The organism is Butyricicoccus sp. Marseille-Q5471, assembly GCF_951230135.1.
Taxonomy (GTDB): Bacteria; Bacillota; Clostridia; order Oscillospirales; family Butyricicoccaceae; genus Agathobaculum.
In genome coordinates, this window is sequence record NZ_CATNVC010000011.1 from 14,275 (window position 1) to 36,949 (window position 22,675).

The following is a 22,675-nucleotide window of genomic DNA, read 5'->3' on the forward strand; positions in this document are numbered from 1 at the left end:
GCGGCTTTTTCCTTTGGTTAAACGCGGTTTGCGTGCAGCAGGGCTGCCGTTTTGCGCAGGGCGGTCACAGTGTCCATCGTATAATCCTCATGCTCGATGGAAAGCACGCCGTCATATCCCATCATTTTGAGTGTAACAAGGAATTCCCGCCACCAGCGTTCGTCATGTCCGTAGCCCGGAATCGCGAAATTCCACGAGCGCTTGGCGAAGTCCAACACGCCCTTGCCGTCGAGCAGGGTGTTGACCGCGGCGGGTCGTTCGATGCGCACATCTTTAATATGTACGTGGTAGATACTGTCTCCGAGTGCGCGGGCAACCGCAATCGGATCTGCGCCCATCCAAAACAGATGCGAGGGATCAAGATTGAAGCCGATTGTCTGATCCCCGCCGCAGGCATCGCGCAGACGCAGGAAATTCTCCACATCATGCACCAGCTGACAGCCGTGCGGTTCGAGCGCAAGCCGCCTCACGCCGCTCGCATTTGCAACCTTAACAAGTTCCTTCCAGTACGGAATCGCGACCTGATTCCACTGGTAATTCAGGATTTCCTGCGTCTCGGGCGGCCACGAGGTGGTAACCCAGTTGGGATACTTGTCATCCGGACCACCTGCGGGCAGGCCGGACATCATCACCACAGTGCTCAGTCCGAACAGCGCGGAAAGACGGAAGCATTTGCGCGTGATTTCATCCTCGCGCCTGCCCCAATCGCCAGGGGCGAGGGGGTTGCCCGAGCAGTTAAACGCCGAAATTGAAATGCTGTACTCCGCAAGCATGCCCTTCATCTCATCGCGTTTTGCCTCGCTCTCAAGCAGGCCGTCCAAATCGACGTGCGGCGCTGATGACCAGTTCCCCACGCCAAGCTCAACCTGTTCAATGCCCAGCTCCTTGCAGGTTTTCAGCAGCTCTTCAAAAGACTGCCCCGCCAGACAATCCGATACCAGACCGATTTTCATGTCGCGCCCTCCTTACTTAACCGTGACCCACTGACGGGTCTCAGCAGACTCGAGCACCGCGTCGATGACCTGCATCACCTTAGTGCCGAAGCGGAAGTCGATTTCGCACGGCTTGTGCTCCGCCACGCACTTGAGCGTATGATAGGCTTCAATCGTCTTCTGGTCTGCATAGCCAAGGCAGATGCCCGCGCCGCCGTAAAACTTGTCATACTCGCCGTGGCCGGGCGCAATCAGCACGGTTTTGAAGCCGCGTTCGCGCTTATCGTCGTCATGGCGGTAAATCTGCACCTCGTTCTGGCGCTCCTGATTGTACACAATGCAGCCGTTTGTCATCTGAATCTCGTAGCCGAGCGACATTTTGCGTCCTGCGGCCAGACGATTGGAGAAAATCGTACCGCATGCGCCGTTTGCAAAGTTGAACATGAACTGCACCACGTCGTCGTTTTCAACCGGCAGCATTTTGGAGGAATCCTTCGGGTCGGGACGCGCCGGCACAATGATTTTCGTCATGCCGCAGACCTCCGCAATGTCGCCGATGATATATTGTGAAAGGGACAGCGTATGGCTCGCCAAATCGCCCAGTGCGCCCGAGGCCGAGGCGGATTTGAACATGCGCCACTCGTGCTTCTGATCGGGTTCATTATAATAGTCCTGATCGTACATACCGCGGAAATTGACGACCTCGCCAAGCTCGCCCGATGCAACAAGTTCCTTAACATACTGCTGAATGGGATTGCGCACATAGTTAAAGCCCACCGAGGTGATGATGCCCGCATCCTCCACGGCCTTCGTCGCGTCGACCGCTTCTTGCGCGGTCATGGAGAGCGGCTTTTCACAGTAGACGTGCTTGCCGTGCTTTGCAGCTTCGACCGCGATCGGGCAGTGCGATGCATTGGGGGTGGTGATGTCCACCATGTCGATTTCGGGGTCGAATACAACCTCCATCCAATCGGTCGTCCAACGCTGAAAGCCGTACTTTTCGGCGAGCGATTTGGCGTTCGCTTCGTTCACGTCTGCGACCGCGACCAATTCCGGTACGACCTCGTCACCGAAGATGTTATTGATGGATTTATAGGCGTTTGCATGGGTTCGCCCCATAAAACCTGCGCCAATCAGGCCGATTTTGATTTTTTTCATGTTGCTTTGCTCCTTTTGATCTGTATGCGGTTAAAAGAAGCTGCCCCTGAAATGCGGGGCAGCTCGGTTGTATTACTTCGTCCACTCTGCCAGCTTGACGAGGAAATCATCGACATTGGAAGCGTCAATGACGCTCGCTTCCGACGGATAGAACGCTTCAATCGACTTGCCTTCGACTGCGTCAATTGCGCGTGCCACACAGTTATAACCCATGGTGTAGGGGCCGATGTCGACCGTTGCCGTCAGCTTGCCGTCCTTGACAGGCTGCGCGCCCGAGATGCCGCCAAATCCGCACACCTTGATGCGATCGGCCAGTCCGGACGAAGCAACCGCGTTGGCTGCACCCATTGCCACGTCGTCCGAGTGGCAGACAACCGCGTCAATCTGATCGGGGTACTGCTGCATCAGGCCTTCAATGCTCGTAACGGCCTTATCCGCAACCGCATCCGTGTATTGCAGGTCGAGCACGGTGCAGCCGCCCTCTTCCAGTCCGCGCGTCCAGCCCTTAATGCGATCCTCCGAGGTGGTATCGCCCTGTACCCCCGCCAGAATCACAACATTTCCCTTGCCGCCAAGCTGTTCGGCGATGTATTTGCCGCCCGCTGCCGCTGCGTCCTCATTGGAAACGCCGATATAGCTGAGCAGCTTTTCCGAAGTAAACGTTGTATCGACCGAGAGAATCGGAATCTGCGCGTCCTTCACCGCATTTGCCGCCGAATCCGGCTGCAGCGGTGCAAGCACCAACGCTTCGGACTCACTGCTTGCAAGGGTGGTTTCAATCATGTTGAGTTGCTCATCGTAGGAGCTTTCGCTCGGCGGGCCCTGCAGCAGCACCTTGCAGCCAAGATCGGACTCAGCCTGACGAATGCCTGCCGCTACTGCATTCCAATATTCCGAATTGAGTGTCTTGAGAATAACCGTGATCGTATGCTGTCCGTCTGCCGCGGCTGTTCCTTCTGTCTGTGTGCCGGAAGCGGACTGTTCGCCGCCGCACGCTGTCAAACCGAGCACCATTGCGCCGGCCAGCAGCATTGCCAAAAATCTCTTTTTCATTCCATATACCTCTCTTTACATCGTGTGCGCGCTGATCATCACTGCACACTGTTGTGTTCTGGTTATCGGGCCGCCCTTTTGTTGTCCTTATTATAGGCCGACGGCTGTCTGCACTTCAATTCGCAAAGTCCATAGAGTTGGATTTTGTCAGCTTTCGCAGGGAATCGGACGTTTCGCTGTGCAAATCGCCCGAATCCTCCGTATCCTTTCTCGAAAATCCCGGGTTTCCCTTACGTGCCTAAAATAGGCACGTTCCACTCACCCTTGTTCTTGACGCATTTTGACCGAAGAACAGAAAATGACACGTAAAAGGCACGCTCTTAATGCAACAAAAAAGCGCTGCCGTATGCAGCGCTTTTCCTTACAGGCTTTGATTGGCTGAGAGCACTTCAATATTCTCATCAATGCCGATCAGGATGGGCATCTCCAGAAAGGGAGCGGCCGGTTTCTCCCCATCCAGCAGATATTTGAGCAGCGTATGCAGTGCCACACTGCCCTGCCGATAGGGGGTCAGTCCGATGGTGAAATCCACAATACCGCGCTTGACCAACGCGACCACATCGTCCGTAAAATTATAGCACACGATTTTAACGTTCTTGGCCTGACGGTCAATCAGCGCCTGCCCGATGTCCCCGGTGCAGCCGACTACGCTGAAAATGCCGCGCAGATTGGGATACTGCTGCACCAGCATGCCGGTCTTTTCATAGGCAATGACGCTCTGGTCACGCGAATTGATCGTCTCCACGATGCGGATGCTCGGATACCGTTCACGTATCGCCTGCTCAAAGCCATGCAGCCGCGCACGGTGCGCCAGCATATCCGGCAGGCCGCCGATGATTGCCACATCCCCCTGCCCGCCGATGCTCTTTGCCAGAAGCGAAGCGGCAACACGCCCCGAAGCGCGGCTGTCCTCCCCCACCATGCACAGCCGCCGACAGCCCGGCATATCCGAATCATACAGCACAACAGGAATGTTTTTGTCTGCAAAACGGTTCAGTCGGTCGCACAGCCGCCCGCTTTGTCCGCCGCGCAGCACAATGCCGTCCACGCCATGCTCCTCGATATAATCGAGTATGGAAAGCACTTCATTGACGTTCACACCGTCACAGAAGAAATACTCGACCTGCACATTGCGATCGTGGAAGTGCACTAAGGCGCTGTCCATGCCGCGCTTGACGATTTCAAAAAACGGGTTGCTCAGCCGCGGAATAATGACCGCAATCTGAACCTGCTCGAGCGCACCGGTTTCCTTCTGCCGCTTGGGCAGTTCATATCCAAGCTCATCAATCAGTTGCTGCACCGCCGCGCGCACCTCATCGCTGACGCCCGTACGCCCATGCACCACCTTGTCCACCGTGCCACGCGATACGCCGGCCAGCTGCGCTATTTTGCGAATGGTTGTCTTCATCCTGCTATCCTCTCATGCCGTTATCGTCCGTACTGTGCGATATGCTTTTCCGCACCGTTCCTCTGCAAAGTAAGTACTAAAACCTTCCAACTTTGAACGGGCACTTGTATTTCAAAGAAATATATATTATATTATATTTGTTAATTATTGGATTTTTCTTTGTGGTTCGGCCGCTTTCATGTCGATTCATAAGGAATCTTCCTTTCAATGAGGTGACTGGCTATATTTAAAGTTAATAAAGGGCTTCTTTATCTGTGGATTGCATTTGTTGCACTGTCCATCGGCGTCTTTGTCGTTTCTCTGCAGCAATTTTCCGCTTCCAATCTGCAAACGACGTTTTCTGATGCCGTTTCCAGTGTTGCGGCTACGTTAGGACTTAATTCCTCTGAATTTGATTCGTTTTCTCCGCAGGATGAGGATTTATCCGAAGAATTTCAGCGCATTCAAGAACAAGCAGATGCGCTGTTGGATTTGGACTCGGGTCATGTCAGCGTCCGGTACTTCGTGCACAAAGGAAGAGACCTGATTTATGTCATAACACAAGATGCAGCCGGTGTCAACCATCTATGCACTTTGAAGCTGCAGGACGATCATTGGTTGAAAACCGATGAAGTTCTGGATAGCAACGCAAATGATATCTAATTCCCCCTCAATACATAAAGCACCCCTGTGTCTCAACACAGGGGTGCTTTTTCGGGTTGTTTAACGAGGATGCAATACTCGCCCCCGAGTCAAGAGGGCACATGCTCCGTTTGCTGCTGCATCAGCGCCGCAAACTGCTCCACCGGCATCGGTTTTGCGTAGTAATACCCCTGCACGATGTCACATCCCGCTGCCCGCAGCAAATCAATATGCTCCCGGCTCTCAATCCCCTCTGCCACGGTCACAATATGCAGCTTTTTCGCCATCAGCATAATGCTTTCAATCACTGCGTTTGCTCTGGCGCTGTCCGAGTGATCGGTAAAGAAGCTCCTGTCGATTTTAATCACATCTACCGGCAGATTTTTGAGCAGTCCCAGTGAGGAATAGCCAGTTCCGAAATCATCCATCGACAGCGTAAAGCCGGCCGCATGGATTTTATTCAGCACCGTTTCCAAAAGGTCTTCATTCTCAAAGATGATGCTTTCTGTCAGTTCAAGCTCGATATTGTGCGCCGGAACGCCGTATCGTTTTGCAATTTCCACCAGTTCGTCGATGAAGTGGGCATTTGCCAGATGCCTTCTGGAAAAATTCACCGATACGGTGACGATTGTCTGTCCGCAATCCATCCATCCTCTGATGAGTTGGCACACCTGCTCGAACATATAGAAATCCAGCTTTGTGATGAAGCCATTGTGTTCAAACAGAGGAATAAACTCACCCGGATAAATCAGGCTTGCGTTTGACGCCTCCCAGCGGACGAGCGCCTCCGCCCCCACAACCGTCTCGCTTGCCAGCGCATACTTTGGCTACAAATAGACCTTGAATTCCCGGTTTTCCAGTGCCGCCGCCATTTTATCTTCAATTTCGGTTTCCCGCACTGCTTTTTTCTTGTCAGCATCATCAAAATAGAACTCGGTCACGCCCGTCTGCTCGGTCATCAGCTTCGCCTGCCGGTGGGCATAATTCACTTTTTCAAAAATTTCGGCGATCGAGTCTTCGCCCGTGTCCGTCACATATCGTCCGGTCGGGAATTTGACGAAATACTGAAAGGAAGGGCCCATCAGCTCGGTGAAACGCTGTCGAAACCGATTGCGAATATGATCCATTTCCGCTTTGCCCCTGTTGTTGAACATTATGATAAACTCATCCACCATAATACGTGCAAACAGTTCATTCGGCTCGCTCGCAACCTCTGACAGCGCCTGCGCCATGTTTTTCAGCACGCGGTCCCCCATGTCAAAGCCAAGGCGATCATTGACCAGTTTAAAATTCTGCACATCCATCTTGGTGAAAAGGAATTGTTTGTGCGGGTTTTCTATCAAAACCCGCTGTACCCGCTCCCGAAATGCATTGTAATTCGGAAATCCGGTCAATTCATCAAAATACGCCACGTGCTCCAGATGCCGTTTGGTTTTGCGGTTTTGTATGACCACAGTAACCAGCAGCAGCATGAATGCAGTCGAAGTAAACAGCACGATTTTTGTGTTGCGCGCAATCAGCCGGTTAGTGTTTTGGGAAATCACAGCAGTGGGAACAACGGAGAGCACGTACCAGTCGTTCACGCCAACTCTACAGTAAGCGCCCACTCTTTGCACGTCTCCCCGGCTGTACTCAATAACGCCGTTTTTGTTTTGCTCCATATTCTTTTTGATGGCCTGCACCTTTTCTTCTCCCATTTTGTCGCCATAAATCTCATCGAACAGGTTGGAAAATTCATAAAGGCCGTTTTTGTGCTCTGTGAAGACAATCGGTTCACCCTCTTTGGTGACGATATAAGAAAATCCCTCGCCACCAAAGGTGGCGGTGTTCAGCAGGTCGGTAAATAGATCGGTCTCATTGGTTGCAAAAACGACGCCGGCCACCTGTCCCTGATGGTACAGCGGCACGGCATACACATTGATAAAGCCGTTGTCTACCTTATCCACCAGTCGATCCGACACGCTGCTGAGACCTGACAACGCTTTTTTAAAATAGTCACGATCCGCGATGCTGAATTGCTCTGCATCTGTTGTAATTGCGTTGCCATCGAGCGCTGCATACCCCATCCGCTTAAAGGCCGAACGGGTTTGCTCCGATTGCAGAACCGTAATCATACGATTGGTATCCAGTTTTTCCTCTTGACCGATAATATTGGCGACCGCTTCAATTTTATCCAGCTGCATCTGCACCGTATTTTGAATGATTTTTGCATTCTGCATTGCAATTTCACTTAAATACTGCTGATCCTGCATGTTAATATCGTTCGTTGTCTGCACGAGAAAATAATACGCGCCGGCCAACACGATAGCCACAGGGATGCAAATCATCAAGGCAATCGTTATGAACCGTTTTCCCCATCGATTTTTCAAAGTATTGCTCCATTCTTTGGCGAACACGCTGTCTGAAAAGCGCCATATAGCATGATAATTCTACCACGTTCGTCCGAATATTGCAATGTTCTCCAAGCACCGCGATGTGCTGCATTTTCTGATGAGTGAGCGCATTTTCCGTGCGGTTTTTCTTTACACGGAGGAAAGCAGCCCAATCTTCTGCATGGCGTATGCAATGATGCGCGCATGGTCAAAAGCAAGGCCGCCGCTGTCCTGCAGCATATATTCCGTACGCACGCCCACAATTCCCAGAACAGTCTTCCGATACAGTACCGCGCTGAACGTCTCTGCCGTACCGGTAAAATCCAGTGTAAGGGTTTCCCCTGTCTGCTGCGCGCGGACGCGAAACCATGCAGCGTCTGCAGCGTCGTCACCCGCGACTGGGATAGCCTGCTGATCTGTGATTCTTGCAACATACCCTTCTGACATGACCCACATGCGCGGATCGCGTCCGGGCGTGCTGAACAGTCCCACCGGCTCAATCGGCAGTCCGGTCAGATGCGTTTCTTCCTCCAGTTCACGCATGGCGGTCTGCTCCACCGACTCCGATTCTTCCGAAAAGCCGCCGGGCAACGCCCATTTGCCGAGATACGGATGCCCGCCGCGCCGAATCAGCAGCAATTCCTCACCCTCTGGCATACTGCGGAAAACCGCAATATCCGCTGTGACTGAGGGCCTTTTGTAGTCCCGCGGCCGGTATTGTGTCAAAAATTCCGCTTCGGTGCGCCCGTTTTTGTCCCGTAATTCCATACTTCCTCCAAATTGACAGAAGGCTGCCGCTTACAATCAAGCGGCAGCCTTGTAGTTTGATAATTAAAAATCGACTTCGGTATCGTAGTAGCAGCACTTGAGCAGCTTTTCCATCTCCTCCTGGCTGGGTTGACGGGGATTTGAACCCGTGCACGCGTCAGCGATGGCATTCTTCGCAATCTCCGGCAGGCGTTCGAGGAACACTTCTTCGGGAACAAAGCCGTTCTCGGCAGGATAGCTGTCCGGGCCGTAATGCTTGATGCAGTGCGGAATGTTCAGCTCATCATTCATCTTGCGCAGATAGTCGATGAGCAACTGTACCTTTTCGTCATCATCCTTGCCGCCGAGTCCCATGTAATCCGCAATCACACCATAGCGCTTCTTTGCGGTATCATCCTTCGCATTAAACGCAATGACCTTGGGCAGGTACATCGCATTGGCTGCACCGTGGATGATATGCGCGCCGTGATCGGCAAAAACCGCGCCGGTCTTATGTGCCATCGAATGGACAATGCCCAGCAGTGCGTTAGAGAACGCCATGCCCGCAAGACACTGGGCGTTATGCATGCTGTCGCGCTTGGCCATATCGCCGTTATAGGAATCCACCAGATCGCTCTGCACCATCTTGATGGCAAAAATCGAAAGCGGATCGGTGAAATCGGAGTTCGCAGTGGAAACATACGCCTCAATTGCATGAGTCATCGCGTCCATGCCGGTGTGCGCCACCAACTTCTGCGGCATAGTTTCGGCAAGATCGGGATCGACAATCGCGACATCCGGGGTGATTTCAAAATCCGCAATCGGGTATTTGATGCCCTTGGAATAATCGGTGATGATAGAGAATGCCGTGACCTCGGTCGCCGTGCCGGAGGTCGAGGAGATCGCGCAGAAATGTGCCTTCTTGCGCAGCTTCGGCAGGCCAAACACCTTGCACATATCCTCAAAGGTCACGTCCGGGTACTCATATTTAATCCACATAGCCTTCGCCGCGTCAATCGGAGAGCCGCCGCCCATGGCAACAATCCAGTCAGGCTGGAATTTCTGCATGGCTTCCGCGCCCTTCATGACGGTCTCAACCGACGGGTCCGGCTCAATGCCCTCGAACAGTTCGACTTCCATCCCTGCTTCCTTCAGGTAGGAAACGGCTCTGTCGAGAAAACCGAATTTTTTCATGCTGCCGCCGCCAACGCAAACCATTGCGCGCTTGCCCTCAAAGGTCTTCAGCGCTTCCAGAGAACCCTTGCCATGGTACAAATCTCTCGGTAAAGTGAACCTTGCCATAATCGACCTCCAAATTTTTGATTATTTGATTTGTGTGCATAACACGATGAAGACAAGCCGCACCGCCTTATTGTTAATATTTTAACGCTTCTGCTTCCTGATGTCAAGCGCCTACGGACACCTGTCCAAAAATATTATTCGACCGAACGGTACAGCATACGGTACGGCCGTTCTCACTGATCGAAAAAGGCTCGGATTCCTCAGAATCCGAGCCTTTTTTTGTTGTATTACTGTGCGCTCAATGTCAGATATCGCATAAGCATTGCCGCTACTTCAGCACGGGTCGCATTGCCGGTGGGGTCAAGCACGCCATTGCCCTTGCCGGAAATGATACCGCGCTCTACCGCCCACTGCATTGCACCGGAAGCGTAACCGCTAATCCGACCCGCATCAGCAAAGCCGGTCAGTGCCTGCTCTGCTGCCGGGCTGCCGGCATGCCGCCAGAGGATGGCCGCAAGCTGTTCGCGGGTGATATGGTCATCCGGTCCGAACAGGCCGTCCCCATAGCCGGTGACATAGCCCTTCGCGTTTGCCCAAATCACTGCGTCAGCATACCATGCGCCGTTTGCCACATCGGTAAACAGGCTGCCGTCGGTGACGGCCGGACGCTTTGCGTTGTTATAGAGAATCTGCGCGAGCATTGCACGCGACAGTGCATCCTCCGGACCGAAGGTGTGCGCGTCATAGCCGCTCATCAGGCCGTTCGAAATGGCATAATCCACCGCTTCGTGGTACCACTGCGTGCGGTCTACGTCGGTATAGGGCTTGCTCGGGCAGTTTGCCTCGTCGTTACCGACAAAGCGCACCGCGATGGTGTGGTCTGCGCTGACATCCTTGAAGGTGTAGGCTTCGACCGCACCCACACTCTTGCCGTCGACTAGCACATCTGCTACCTGATAGCCGTCGTTCGGCTTAATGGTGAAGGTCTGCTCCTTACCGGAAACGACACTCACCTTGCCGGAAGGCGTTATGCTGCCGCCTGCGCCGACTGTGGCGTTAATGGTGTGCGAAGCGGTCACAGCTCCGCCGCCACCGCCGCCGGCAGGTGCAGTATACTTGCTCCAACCGATGGCGAAGGGAGACAGGCTGTTCACGTGGAAATGCAGTCCGTCTGCCTCCTTGGTAAACTTAACGACCTCCATTTCGCCTGCGTTGCCGCTCGTCGTCAGCATGTGAATCAGGGTAAAGGTGTCCTTGGAATCCGTGCCGGCCGGATAGGGAATCACGACATCCACGCCCTCCGCCGGGAAGTCATGCTCGCTTACGATTTGCCACGCATTTTCTGTCGTATCGTAATACTTGAGCGTCACTTCGTAGAAAGCGCGATTCTCGCTCGCATGATTGGTCAGCTTGGTTTCCAATTTGGTTTTAATCTTGTCAGTGGTATTGAGTTCCTCGTTCTCCTTCAGCGAATCCGGAACCTGAACGTCGTCCTCAACCACAAGCTTGTTGGCTACAATCTCGGTTTGGATATCGGCATTGACGTTTGTGACCGTTACCGTGTAAGAGCCGTTTACGTTCTTAACCGCCGTCACGTCGCCGCTACCGCCGGTGGCGGTCAGGCAGTCATAACCGTTGACGAGGAGCTTACTGAGGTAGCCGTTTTCACCGCCTGCCAGCTGTGTGGGCGTGACAGTGAAGGTTACCGTGCCGTCCTTGCGGATTTCGCCCTTGGGCAGCGTGTCATCCGGCACGCGAAGCACGTTCGTAATGGTATAGCTGCTCTGATTGGAGGGAATGGCATATCCCACATACGGTACAAATTCGGCGGTGACATGTACTGCCTTTGTCAGTTTGGAAATTACCAATGTGTTAGACAGTCGATCGGTCATGGCAAGCCCCAGAGCCGCCATATTGTCGTTGGTCACTTCCGTGCCGTCCACCGTCCACTTGGCCACCATATCGGTGTTATCGGAGGCATCTGCAGCAGGCTGCGCCGTGAAGGTCAGCGTTGTGCCGCCGACGACAGAGGCCGGCGTGTCAGTTGTCGGGTAGATGACCTCGTTCCCCTTCTGAACCTTGACGGTAGAGTCGTTCGGGTTGCTGCCCTCGATGGAGAAATACACATCGAGCAGAACCGCTTCATCGAACACCGCCTCAACAGCATAGTCCTTTTTGACTGCGTTGAGCGTCAGCGTGCTGCCGTCTGTCTCGTTCTGTACGCCGTTCATAATCCAGTGGTGGAAGCTGTGGAACTCATCGGGTTCGGTCGTGATGGTCACGCTTTCGTTGCGCGCGATGGCGATGCTGCCCGTGTTTTCCGTGTCGCCCACAATGCTTACCGCACCGTGCTCCTGCGCCGTTGCAGCAATCGTATAGGTCGGCCGTTCCACCAACTGTGCCGCAACCGTCTGCGCGCCGGTCACGTTTTGCAGCGTATAGCTCATGGCGACATCTTCCGTATCGGTCATTTCCGCAACGGTACTGCCGTCAACCGTCCAGCTTGCCAACATGTCGGTCGCATTACTCGGCTTGACGGTGAGCAACACATCCGCGCCATAGGGTACGGTTGCGCCGCTTTCAATGCTGCTGCCGTCAACCGTCGCGGTAATTTTGCCGGGACGGCCGCTCAGGCTGTAGTCGAGTGTAATCGCATCGAGCGCAAACACCGCCTTGACAGTTGTATCAGTTGTAACCGTCAGGGTCAGCGCATTGCTTTCTGTGGTCTTCTTTGCACCGTTTACCAACCAGTGCGTCAGATGACGGCCGGTAGCGGGCACGGCAGTCAGCGTGACTTCCGCGCCGTTTGCCACATAGCCGCCGGGTGCGACCGGACTTGTGACCGTGCCGCCCGTTTCTGCGCTGTAGTTCACCTGATAGCTGCCGCGCGCCATGACTGCACGAATCTCATAAGCGGAGACTGCGGGCGTTGCCTGCTTGCCGTTGGGCACCGTCCAGACAAAGCTGCTGCCTGCGCTACCGTCCTGCTTGAGGCCATTGACCGTCCAATAGGACACGGCGTAGCCGTCTGTCGGGGTCGCGGTAAAGGTCAGCTCTGTGCCGCCGCGTGCCTGATTTTCGGTCAGCGCCGGTGCGATGGACACACTGCCGTGATCCGCGCCCGCGGTCACACCGTAAGTGACCTGTCGGAACACCGGGGCGAGATAGACGCTCTCCCCTGTGCCAAGGCTGATATAGGTGTAGTCCGTCTTGCCTTCCGTACCGTCAATCGGTGCGGCGTTCTGTGTCCAGTACTGCACTTCATAGCCGGTTGCGGGGGTCGCCTTGAGGTTCAGCGCCTTATTTTGAGCCAGATTGATGCCCGAAGACGCGTTGCCGAGCACATTGGTATTCTCCACCGCTGCGGCAGAGAGATAGCCGCCGGTGTGTGCCGGATCGGTCGGCCCGAAGGTCACGCCGGCTACCGTTTTGATGAAGCGGACAGACACCGTAACATCGCCCTGCACGTCGGTCAGGTTGGGCAGGGTGCTGCCCGAACCCGAAACGCCGTTTACCGTCCATGTATAGGTCTGCACACGGTAATTGGCATCCGGCTCGGCATAAATCATGAGGTTGCTGTCGCGGTAGAACTGTCCGTCCACCGCATTTTCGGTATCCGAAATGGATGCCGTGTAGTCATTCAGCGTCTTTCGGGTCACGTCTGCACGAATCGCGCCGTGCTTGCCGTTGCCGCTCTGGTCAATCTGCTCAACCGACAGCGTCAGGTTGTGCTGCGCAATCGTCTTTGCTGTGACAGACGCGGTCACGTTTTCCGCAATCGGTCCGGCAACGGTGTAGGTCGTCTCATCGGTTTTGTCCGCGCTGACGGCAGATGCCGTGACAGACGCACCGTTCACCGTCCAGACAGCCGTTTCATAACCCTTGTTCGGCGTTGCCGTGAGCACAATGTCACTGCTGTACTTTTCGATGTGCTGACCGTCGGTCAACGCGGTGTCGCCCTGCTTTGCCGAAACGGTGATGTTGTGATCCGCATCGGACTCGAAGTCCAGAACCGGCTTTTCGGTGTACACCACGGCGACTGCCGTGTTGTCCTGCACGTCGGAAATCGACAGCTGAACGGTATCCGGCTCGTATTTTTCCGCACTGTCATAGGAGTAAGCCACGCCGCCGACCGTGATGCTGCTGACGAAATAGCCATCCTGCGGCACGGCGGAAATAGTGATGCCGCTGCCGTAATCCACATGCTTTTCTGTGCTGGCCGTATCGATTGCAATGTCCTTGCCTGCGCGGACACCCGAAACGGTCGTTGCGCCATGCTGCTCCGCCGACACCGTAATCTGCGGCTTTTCCGCAATGGTGACGGTGACAATGGTCTTCGCCGCCAGCGAAGCAATCGATGCCTTGGTGCTGTCCTGCTCGTTTGCTGCCGCGCCTGCCCATGAAACGACACGGTAATTGTCGTTCAGGGTGAGGGCGAAGTCCACCGGAATGTATGCCGCGCAAGTCGCGGGCGAAGCGCCGAGCGCCGCACCGCGGCTGGAGGCTGCAAGCGATGCAATGCCTGCATCGGTGACCATCGCGTCGCCCAGTTTCACCTGATAGGTCAGGGCGAAGGTCTGTGCCGTCGTGATGATGGCCTTAACACTCCAGTCGCCCGTGATGTTATACACGGTAACCGAGCCGCTGCCGCCCGAACCTGCAATAGCCTGATAGCCTGCGTCGTCGCCCTTATCAATCTGCCACTCCTTCACACCCATCGTGTCACTGGTGGGCACGGAGAAGGTAATTGCCGTGCCGGAAGGCACTGTGCCGAGGTCTGCGATTGCGTCATTGGTGGCAGCGTTCTTTGCCGAAACCGTAATGCCCGCCGTTTCCGTACCTGCCTCAGACTCAACGGTGGTGGTCACATGATGTGTACCCGCCGCTTCATAGGCTACGGTGACGGTCAGGTTGCTGCTGACAGCAGAAACGGTCAGCGTATTCTCACGGTACAGTGAAGTGCCGCCCGGCCAAGTATAATCACTGCCGTTGACCGTCCACTTCGATACCGTCTGCCCTGCATCCGGTGTCGCAGTAAAGGTAACCGTTGCACCTTCCGCAACCTTGCCGCCGTTTTCCACCTTGTTGTTTTCAGCGGTCGCCGCGGTCAAATTGCCGCCCTCGCCCTTAACCGAATATGAAACGGTGTGGCTGTCGCTCTTAAAGGTGACCTTGATGTTCAGCATATTGTTTGCCAGATGATCTACGCCGAAATCCGCAATGGACAGTGTATTGTTATTGTTGCTCAGCTGATAGGTCTTATCGCCGATGCTGATGGGGGTATCGTTCACCGTCCACTGGTCTACGATAAAGCCGGACTTCGGTGTGGCAAGGAACTGCAGCTTCTGGCCAATCTCAATGGACATGCCGGAGGCAAAGAGCGTACCGGTGTCGCCGTAACGTCCCTCAGCCTTGCCGTTTTCACCCACCGTGTAGCTTACAGGATAGGTGTCCTGCCGGCGCAGAATCTGTCCTTTTTCCAGCGTGGCATCATATTTCGAGCGGAAGGCATCCGCCGCAGCGCTCGCCTGATAATGAAGCTCTACACTGAACGCGCCGGTTTTTTCGGTATCCTGACTGCCGTCCGCCTTGTACAGATCGCAGATCACCTGGAACACATCGTCCAGTGTATCACCGGATACCAGTGTTTTAGCCGTCGGTGTAATATCGCTCAGCATTGCGGGGGCCTGACCCGACTCCGAGCCGGTCCAAATCGGTTTTACTGTCAGCGCCTTCTTGCCGATGCTCAGGATGGTAGAGGCCAGCACTGTGCCGTCCTTCTTGGACAGAATCTGGTATGTGCCCGCACGCTCGGGAGCAAATGCCTGCGGCGTACCGATTTTCTGCTCTGCGCCGCCATCTACCGTATAGTAGTAGGCAAGGCCGTCATCGTCCACCGCTTCGAAAGTCGCTTCAAGCGTACTATCTTCGTTGGTCGTGATGGTAGTTTTGCCTGTCCGCAGCGTCAGGGTATCACCATAGGTCGCTGCGGTCAGATTTGTTTTGTTGTCGTCCGTCTGACGGCTCACCGCCAGCGTATACTCCTGTTCGCTTGCGCCGCCGGCGAGGTAGAACCGCGCCTCGCTGCTGTTGCTGCCCGTGATCACGGTGATGGCGTATAAGCCGGCCGAGGGCGCAGTCCATGCAACGGTGCTCAGGCCCTTGTCGTCCGTACGTCCCGAACGTGTGAGAACCTTGCCCGAGGTCTGGTTTACCATGCGAATGGTGTAGTCCGCATTCGGCGCCGCAACCTGCAAGCCTCCGTCCTCACCGCCGAGCTTGGTGGTTTGCACGGCTAGGCTGAGCGCCTTACCGGTGACATCCGTCTGGCTGGTGGTAACGACATCCTCTGTCTTCTGCGTGGTCTCTACCTTAAATGTCGGATCGCTTACAGCAGTAAAGGAAGTGCCGCTCAAGGTCGTTTCAACATTCCGAACGATTTCTGCCGGCGTATAGGCGGTGCTTGCCTCCGCCGTCACTGCCGTGATTTCGTACCAGCGGAACACCGACGATTTTGTGGTAATCGCAGGTTCTTCTGCATCGGCCGCAGGCGTATAGGCATAGTCCGTGTCAGTATGACCGACCAGATAAACCGCCGTGCCGTCCGCGGCTGACGTATGGTACAGCTGCGTTACCTCAAAGCCTGTCGGAATCTCGGCTGCTGCCGGGAGCGTGGTCATGCCATCGGTATAAGGATAGAAGGTGGCATCATCCCGGCTGATGTACTGCTCGCCCACCGCGCTTACTGCGGTCAGCTTACCCTGCACCGTTTGTGCCGAAGTGGAACCCGTCGTGTCTCCAAGCTCCGCAAATGTGCCCTGAACCGCGATATAGCGGTGGTACGTTTTTTCGCCAATCTTCACGCTGAGTGGCTCAACCAGATTATCGGTGACCTGTTCCGGCCATGTGTAGGCACCGTCACCCTTGGTATAGCTGGCGACAGTTTGATAAGTCAGCTTTTCGCCTGCGGTGTAGACATCCTGTCCGTCCTGCTCGGTCTTGGTGACCGCATAGTACTCCGTGGTGCGCTGATCTTCCGCATCCTGCTCCACAATGCCCACATAAACCGGCACGGCCTCCGTGCCTACATTATAAACGCGCGCAACCGCAGCGGCATCACCGCTGCCAACTGCCGCAGTCGCCTGCACGATGTAAGTGACCTGATTGCTGCTTGAGGTCTCCTTGGTGTGGTTTGCAAGACCCGCATAAGGCTGCGTCTGCGTGCCCTCACCGCTGTCGTAGCCCGTCACCGAAAGCGAAGGCTCCACATCGGCCAGACCGACCGTCAGCGTAGCGGCACTGCTGTAATAGGGTACGGAATCACCTGCGGACGTTGTGCCGAATACGATACAGCGATATTTTGCGTTCGCACGCTCGGCGGTTGCGGTTACGCTCAGTCGGCTGGCGTTTGCGCCGTCAATCGTTTTCCAAGGCGCTCCGGACAGCTTCTCCTGCCACTGGTAATTCACCTGGTTATAGCCGCCGTAGTTGGAAACATTGACCGAGAATGCTGCGACTTCGCTTTCGAGCGCCGACTTATTCGCCGGATTCTCAAAGGTCAGCGAGTCGCCCGACTGCGCGAGCGTTGTGCCGATAACGACCTCACTGTACACAGACTCGCCGAATTTCAGCGACACACCGGTTATCACATACTGATACGTCGTATCCGGCGCAAGCCCGCCCAGATAGAAGGAATACGTTCCATCCTCCTCTGCGCCGCCGTTGACCGAGCCGAGCAGGGTGTATGCATTATAGGGGTTGGACGGATTATAGCGGTATACTTTGTATTCATTTGCGGGGCGATCGCCGGATTCCCAAGTCAGCTTCATGGAAGAATCCGTGTGCTCCGACATCGCCAGATTCTGCGGCGGCGACGGCGGCGCAATCACGTTGTTCACCAGATAACCCAGAACCGGGATTTCCTGCTGATTGAGCGTCTGCGTCCACGTGGAGAATCGCCATGTAAAGTCGTAGTTTTCAATGTTCTGCACATCGCTCGGACGCGTGGACACCGCACCGGTCTTGCTTGTCCCCTCCGAGTTCATGGTGGTGCTGCCGCTGCCAAAGCCGCCCCCGACACCGCCGCCTGCCTTGACGCCGAACACGACGCCGGAGGCTTCGAACTCCGTGGTAAAGTCATAGGTACTGGATTCCTCAGTGCTGTTGGTGATGCTGAGCGACTGGGATACCGTGCCCGTGCCGCCGTATGTGCTTGAACTCTTCGCCTGCCAAGAATGCTTGGGATCCTTGGATGTCGGCATCATACTGCGATAGCTGGTCGGACTGCCGGCTGTCGCCAGCATTGTACCCGAAATTTGATCCAATCCATAGGCATCGGCCGCCTCATTATACTGGTCGACCGTAATCATATTGGTCGTTGGCTCACCCTGAATGCCGATGACCAGCGTGTTGGAGTTGGTGCTGCCCGGAGTGTAGCTGCGTACGTCGTACTCATAAGTCGTCACGGGTGTGCGGTATACGATTACCGCGTTCTCACCCGAGTCATTTGAGTAGGTAATTTCGTACTCCTCTTCGGTGGATTTCGCGGTTTCACTCGTCCACTCGTTTGTGATGGTGGTTTCAAATCCGCCACCGCTGCCGGTTACGCCATCCTCATACTCAAAGCCGACCATTGCGCTGGCCGAAACCTTTGTTGAGGAGGAAGAGCCCGTACCGGAACCCTTAGACTTACCGTATTCGGTGGTACCGTTGTTCAAATCCCCTTCATTCACCTCCGAGAAATACGGGGGCGCTTCCAAAATCGCCATAACATCCGGTTTGGTATAACCGAGCGACTTGCTCTTGATTTTGGCAAGCGTGCCGTCCTGCTTGCCCACATCGGCCGCAGACAGAGAGACTGCGATTTTGCTCTCCCAGTAATAGGACCAGCCGTAGTCATTGGAATAGAACGACCGATCCGCATTGTAGCCGTAGCGCCAGGTCTTTGCAAAATGACCGTTGCCATACTTGTATTTCTGCATGGTGGTGAACATAACCTGCTCGCGGCCTTCCATGTTGCCGTCGAAGTTTCCGGCAACAGCCTGCTGTACACTGCCGTTGCTGATGATAAAGCGGCCGATACCGTCGTCATCATCGTCAAAATATTTGTTTTTTGTATCATAGACGAACTTACTTGAACTGGAATCATAATAATATGTTTCGCCCTCGACGAAAAGATACTCCGCCTCCGCGATGCCATGTGCCGCAAAAGCCGTCACTGCCATCGGGTCCTGAATCTTATCGCCGCTATCCAGACCACCCGAAGTGAATTCGGAGAAGTTATGCCGGTCATCCTGCATCACAACCGAGTAATTCGTACCATCATAGCGGAACATATAAAGGCCAAACTGCTTTTCGCTGATGCTGCAGCCATCTCCGCCGGCCTCATCGATAAAACCTGCTGCAATAATTTCCGGATAATCCACGGTGCTTTCGCCCTGCTGCACGTTGCCGACGCTTACGCCCGCAAAGCGAAGTCGGCCGCTAGCCTTCACATCACCGTTTTTCTCCAGAACACGCTTCCAGGTCTGATTCCAGCCCGTGCCGTAGTCATAGACCGCCGCGTAGGAGCATTGCCAGTCAGCCCTGTTGCCGTTGTACTTATCGTCATCCAAATCGTTCCAACTCGCAGCCAGCACCAGCTCGTCCCGACCGTCCTTATCGGTGTCCGCAGTGGTCATCTGCAGAGAGGGAGTAGCACGCAGCTCATCGCTGCCGTTGTCATTGTCATCATCCATGACCCAGTTCAGCTGATTTCGACCTACAACATCGCCGATATGGCACACATTGCGCACCTTGTTGATGCTTCGGCCGGACATTTCAAATTCCTGCAGCTCCAGTGCGTTTACCGCATAAACAACCACGGTGTCCCGACCGTCGCCGTCATAGTCACCGGCTGTGATGGCCATATGCGAAGTCGCGTGATAGGACTCTACCTCGTCCATAAAGCCCTTGCTGTTGTCAACTTCCCGATAATCCGTTACCGTGCCATAGGTATCGGTTACATAGAGGTACAGCTTGTTGGAGCTATCTTGGTACACAAGATTTGCGATATACTCCTTGCGCCCCGTGCCATTGGGGTCAAACGGCGCCGTAGCAATCAGGCTGTAGCCACTGCCCAGACCGAAATCGCCCTCACGGCTGCGGCTTCCGTCTGTATTATAGCGGTCCACATACTGATTGCGGCCGCCTTCCTCGCTGGTTTTGCTCTCAACCAGTTCGGATTTGGTAAACAGACTGAACCAACCCGTGGTGCCGTAGGGGTTGTCCTCCAAATTTGGATTCTCTAGCGTCCCGTTCACGTCAAGACCGAAGGGGTCATTGTTTGCCGCCGCACCCGCTGTCAGTGTAATCTGCGGCAGCAGGCCCAGCACGATGCACAGGGCAAGTGTTAGGCTCAACAGTCGTTTCTTCATCTGTATTCTCCTTTTATTTTGTGATTGCAATTTGATGTCTGTTTCTCATCGTTTGATGAGGCTTCTTGTGCTGGCGGTGCGCCAAGCCTGCCGTTGATAATGCGCAGCAGCTCCATCACACTTTTAAATGCAAACTCCTGCCCCTCAAAGCATACGCTACCCTGCCACTCCGCTTCTGCTGTGCCTGTGACGGTTAGCTGAAATTGCTGTCCGGCAGCAGATCTCAGGGTCGTTTCGCCGTCTTTTCTGATTTCCGAATGTTTACTCATATCACTTTCATCTCCTGCGCTGCTTTGACAGCGGCCAGACGATTTTTTACATTCATCTTGGCGTAAATATTTCCGGTATGGGTCTTTACCGTTGCCAGGCTGATATTCAGCAGTCTTCCGATTTCCGCATTGGACAGGCCGTTGACCAACAGTCGGAGCACATTCTTCTCCGCCTCGGACAGGTCGGCGCTCAGTTGATGCGCTGGCGCCAGATACCGCGGATAGCAGATGGCCTGCTTTTGTACTGCGGCAAGCAGCCGGCGGTGGTACGCCCCCCCTACATCCGGCTTCGCCTTTTGCAGCGGCTCGTAAATTGCGGCGCCCAAATCGCTCACCACGCGGTAAAACCCATAATCTTCGCAGATTTTAAGTGCATCTGACAGAACCTCCCGCCAGCCCGGCTGCCCCATACGGTACAGCACGATGGTGCGCAGCAGGCGCGCTTCTATCCAGTTATAATGCCGCTGATAGCCTGCAAAATAATACTCCACCTGATCCAGCAGCGACAGCGCCTCGAGATGCATGCCCTTGACCAGATAAACCAGCACCTTGGTCAGGTATCGGTACCGTTCGAGCGAATAAAAATGCTCCTGCTCGTTGGGCGCTTGCTCGGCAAACCAATGCTCTGAAGCATCGTTGTCATTATTCAGCAGAGACAGCCGAACCAGAAACGCATCCACATTGAGCAGCAGCTGGCGCTTGCCCTGATTTTGCACCTCCACACGAAACTGTTCCATCATTTCCTGCGCCGTGCTCGAACTGCCTTGGCAGAGAAACATGCGCGCCATCAGGGCATTTGCCGCAAACTCAAGCTGTAAGTTGCGGCATTTTTGGCACTCCGCCTTACCGCGATTGAGCAGCATCAGGCTTTCGGTAAAGTTGCCGTCCGCGTTTTTTTCAAACAGACTTTCGCCCAGTGCAATCTCGGGCAGGCCGGCTGCATAACTGCCAAACACCGTGTTGAGCAGCGGCGTTGCTGTTTCATAAAGGAAGCGATCCCTGCGACTCCAATCGCAGAAGTCCATGCTGCCGTTCATCACGCCGGGCATGTTGCCGCTGATGCTGACCTGCTGTATGCTCTGCCGCCGCGCGGCAATGCACTCAAGCTTGTCCAACATCTTTTCGATTCCCCGGTGCGGAATCGCAATCGACAAATAACTCAGCTTTTCCGCGGCGATTTTTTTGCGCGGATCGTTGTCCGGCAATGCACGCTCCAGTGCGGCAAGCTTTTCCATCCATGCGTCGCTTTCCGCTGTGCGCAGGGAAACCGAATGGAGAAAGGCAAGCGCGCAAATCATTTCCGGCGAATGCAGAACCTCCTGCTCGTCCAGTTCCAGATAATATTTTTCCAGTTCGTAGAAATACGCGTCCCCCGCATTGCCGCCTGCATTTTCAATCAGTATCTCGGTGACCCGTTGCTGGTCGCCTGCCATATGATAGTACCGCAGTGCATTGGGCAGGTCGTTTTCCATCGCATAATACAGCGCGGTACTGGTATAGTTGCGCTGCAAAAAGGCTTCATCGCACAGGCGTGACCGCTTATAAACCAGATAGGTTGAGAAAATGTGATAAAAGTGATAGTTTTGCTCCGAATCGCGCCTCAAAAAGCTGCCCATGGACAGCATGGTTTCCAAAATGCCGTTCATGTTGCCCTTGCCGCAAATCATACACACCTGCCGCTCGGTGAACTCCTCCAAATGACCGATTTGCAGCAAAACCTTCTGCACCTGACTGCTCCATCCGCTCCAAAGCATGTTATCAAAGTAGTCGTATACATCCAGTTCGGCAAGCTCGATTGCCTCGCGCGTCAACCCCTTTATTCTACAGACCCGTTGTGCCAAAAAAAATGCGCCCAGCAGCCAGCCCTGCACATAGTCGAGGATGCTTTTCGTCAACCCGCTGTTGCAGGAGATGCCGCGAAGCAGGAAAAATTCTGTCAGTTCCTGCTCGGTCAACCGCAGTTCGTCCAACCCGTAGCATGCCAGCTGATTGGTCGCGTAAAACGGCTTCAAAAACGGCGGCATGGCCGCGCGGCCAATCAGATAAAACCGTATGCCAAAGGGAGCCGCCGCCATCTGCCGGGACAGACTGTCCCGTTCTGCGTTGGTAAGCGTGTGCAAATCGTCCACCACAATATGCGGCACGCCCTGTTCCACATCGCTGCAAAATGCCTCCCACCAGTCCGCCTCCCGGGTTGACAAATAGTCGTGTGTCAGCTCATTCTGCTCCAGATACTGCTTGACCGCAGTCGTTTTGCCCCATCCGGTATGTGCACCGATATAGATTACCTTCTTTGTTTCCGCATCCATCTGCAGACGGCTGCACAGTTCTCTGCGCAGGACGATGTGTCCCTCATTCACGATGCAGTCCCCCTAAAATACCTCATGCTTTCAATATATTGCCTATCATAGCACACCCTTCCGTTTCTGTAATCATACCAAAGTATGATACCCGAGAT

11 protein-coding genes are annotated in these 22,675 nt (G+C 54.6%); all 11 read right to left on the reverse strand.

Translation table 11 applies throughout. The annotated features are described in order from the left end of the window. Nucleotides 1-17 precede the first annotated feature (17 nt). Nucleotides 18-953, reverse strand: a complete 936-nt coding sequence (locus tag QOX26_RS11225; RefSeq protein WP_283675070.1) for a sugar phosphate isomerase/epimerase family protein — start codon at nucleotides 951-953, stop codon at nucleotides 18-20. Nucleotides 954-965: 12 nt separating this feature from the next. Beyond that, entirely contained in the window at nucleotides 966-2,090 is a 1,125-nt protein-coding gene (locus QOX26_RS11230) for a Gfo/Idh/MocA family protein (RefSeq protein WP_283675071.1), read from the reverse strand. A gap of 72 nt (nucleotides 2,091-2,162) precedes the next feature. Further along, a complete protein-coding gene (locus tag QOX26_RS11235) occupies nucleotides 2,163-3,143 on the reverse strand; it encodes a sugar ABC transporter substrate-binding protein (protein WP_283675072.1) in 981 nt (326 codons plus the stop codon). Nucleotides 3,144-3,504: 361 nt separating this feature from the next. Beyond that, nucleotides 3,505-4,551 (reverse strand): LacI family DNA-binding transcriptional regulator, encoded by a 1,047-nt coding sequence (locus QOX26_RS11240; protein ID WP_283675073.1) that lies wholly within the window; start codon nucleotides 4,549-4,551, stop codon nucleotides 3,505-3,507. Between the two features lie 731 nt (nucleotides 4,552-5,282). Then, on the reverse strand, nucleotides 5,283-5,987 hold the full coding sequence (locus QOX26_RS11245; protein ID WP_283675116.1) for an EAL domain-containing protein: 705 nt from the start codon (nucleotides 5,985-5,987) through the stop codon (nucleotides 5,283-5,285). Between the two features lie 12 nt (nucleotides 5,988-5,999). Then, nucleotides 6,000-7,499, reverse strand: coding sequence for a sensor domain-containing diguanylate cyclase (locus QOX26_RS11250; RefSeq protein WP_283675074.1), 1,500 nt, complete (start codon nucleotides 7,497-7,499; stop codon nucleotides 6,000-6,002). Nucleotides 7,500-7,694: 195 nt separating this feature from the next. Continuing rightward, a complete protein-coding gene (locus QOX26_RS11255; protein ID WP_283675075.1) occupies nucleotides 7,695-8,312 on the reverse strand; it encodes an NUDIX hydrolase in 618 nt (205 codons plus the stop codon). 63 nt (nucleotides 8,313-8,375) lie between these two features. Next, nucleotides 8,376-9,593, reverse strand: a complete 1,218-nt coding sequence (locus QOX26_RS11260; protein WP_283675076.1) for an iron-containing alcohol dehydrogenase — start codon at nucleotides 9,591-9,593, stop codon at nucleotides 8,376-8,378. 227 nt (nucleotides 9,594-9,820) lie between these two features. Next, complete coding sequence (locus QOX26_RS11265; protein ID WP_283675077.1) at nucleotides 9,821-19,948, reverse strand: S-layer homology domain-containing protein; 10,128 nt, start codon at nucleotides 19,946-19,948, stop codon at nucleotides 9,821-9,823. Beyond that, on the reverse strand, nucleotides 19,945-20,217 hold the full coding sequence (locus QOX26_RS11270; RefSeq protein ID WP_283675078.1) for a hypothetical protein: 273 nt from the start codon (nucleotides 20,215-20,217) through the stop codon (nucleotides 19,945-19,947). The genes QOX26_RS11265 and QOX26_RS11270 overlap by 4 nt, the downstream gene beginning before the upstream one ends. Further along, nucleotides 20,214-22,577: a LuxR C-terminal-related transcriptional regulator gene (locus QOX26_RS11275; RefSeq protein ID WP_283675079.1), complete on the reverse strand. Its 2,364-nt coding sequence runs from the start codon at nucleotides 22,575-22,577 to the stop codon at nucleotides 20,214-20,216. The genes QOX26_RS11270 and QOX26_RS11275 overlap by 4 nt, the downstream gene beginning before the upstream one ends. Nucleotides 22,578-22,675: the final 98 nt, after the last annotated feature.

Bases quoted from the DNA above. Each gene is read 5' to 3' on its own strand.
- QOX26_RS11225 (WP_283675070.1), bottom strand. From the start codon at position 953: ATGAAAATCGGTCTGGTATCGGATTGTCTGGCGGGGCAGTCTTTTGAA.
- QOX26_RS11230 (WP_283675071.1), bottom strand. From the start codon at position 2,090: ATGAAAAAAATCAAAATCGGCCTGATTGGCGCAGGTTTTATGGGGCGA.
- QOX26_RS11235 (WP_283675072.1), bottom strand. From the start codon at position 3,143: ATGAAAAAGAGATTTTTGGCAATGCTGCTGGCCGGCGCAATGGTGCTC.
- QOX26_RS11240 (WP_283675073.1), bottom strand. From the start codon at position 4,551: ATGAAGACAACCATTCGCAAAATAGCGCAGCTGGCCGGCGTATCGCGT.
- QOX26_RS11250 (WP_283675074.1), bottom strand. From the start codon at position 7,499: ATGATTTGCATCCCTGTGGCTATCGTGTTGGCCGGCGCGTATTATTTT.
- QOX26_RS11255 (WP_283675075.1), bottom strand. From the start codon at position 8,312: ATGGAATTACGGGACAAAAACGGGCGCACCGAAGCGGAATTTTTGACA.
- QOX26_RS11260 (WP_283675076.1), bottom strand. From the start codon at position 9,593: ATGGCAAGGTTCACTTTACCGAGAGATTTGTACCATGGCAAGGGTTCT.
- QOX26_RS11265 (WP_283675077.1), bottom strand. From the start codon at position 19,948: ATGAAGAAACGACTGTTGAGCCTAACACTTGCCCTGTGCATCGTGCTG.
- QOX26_RS11270 (WP_283675078.1), bottom strand. From the start codon at position 20,217: ATGAGTAAACATTCGGAAATCAGAAAAGACGGCGAAACGACCCTGAGA.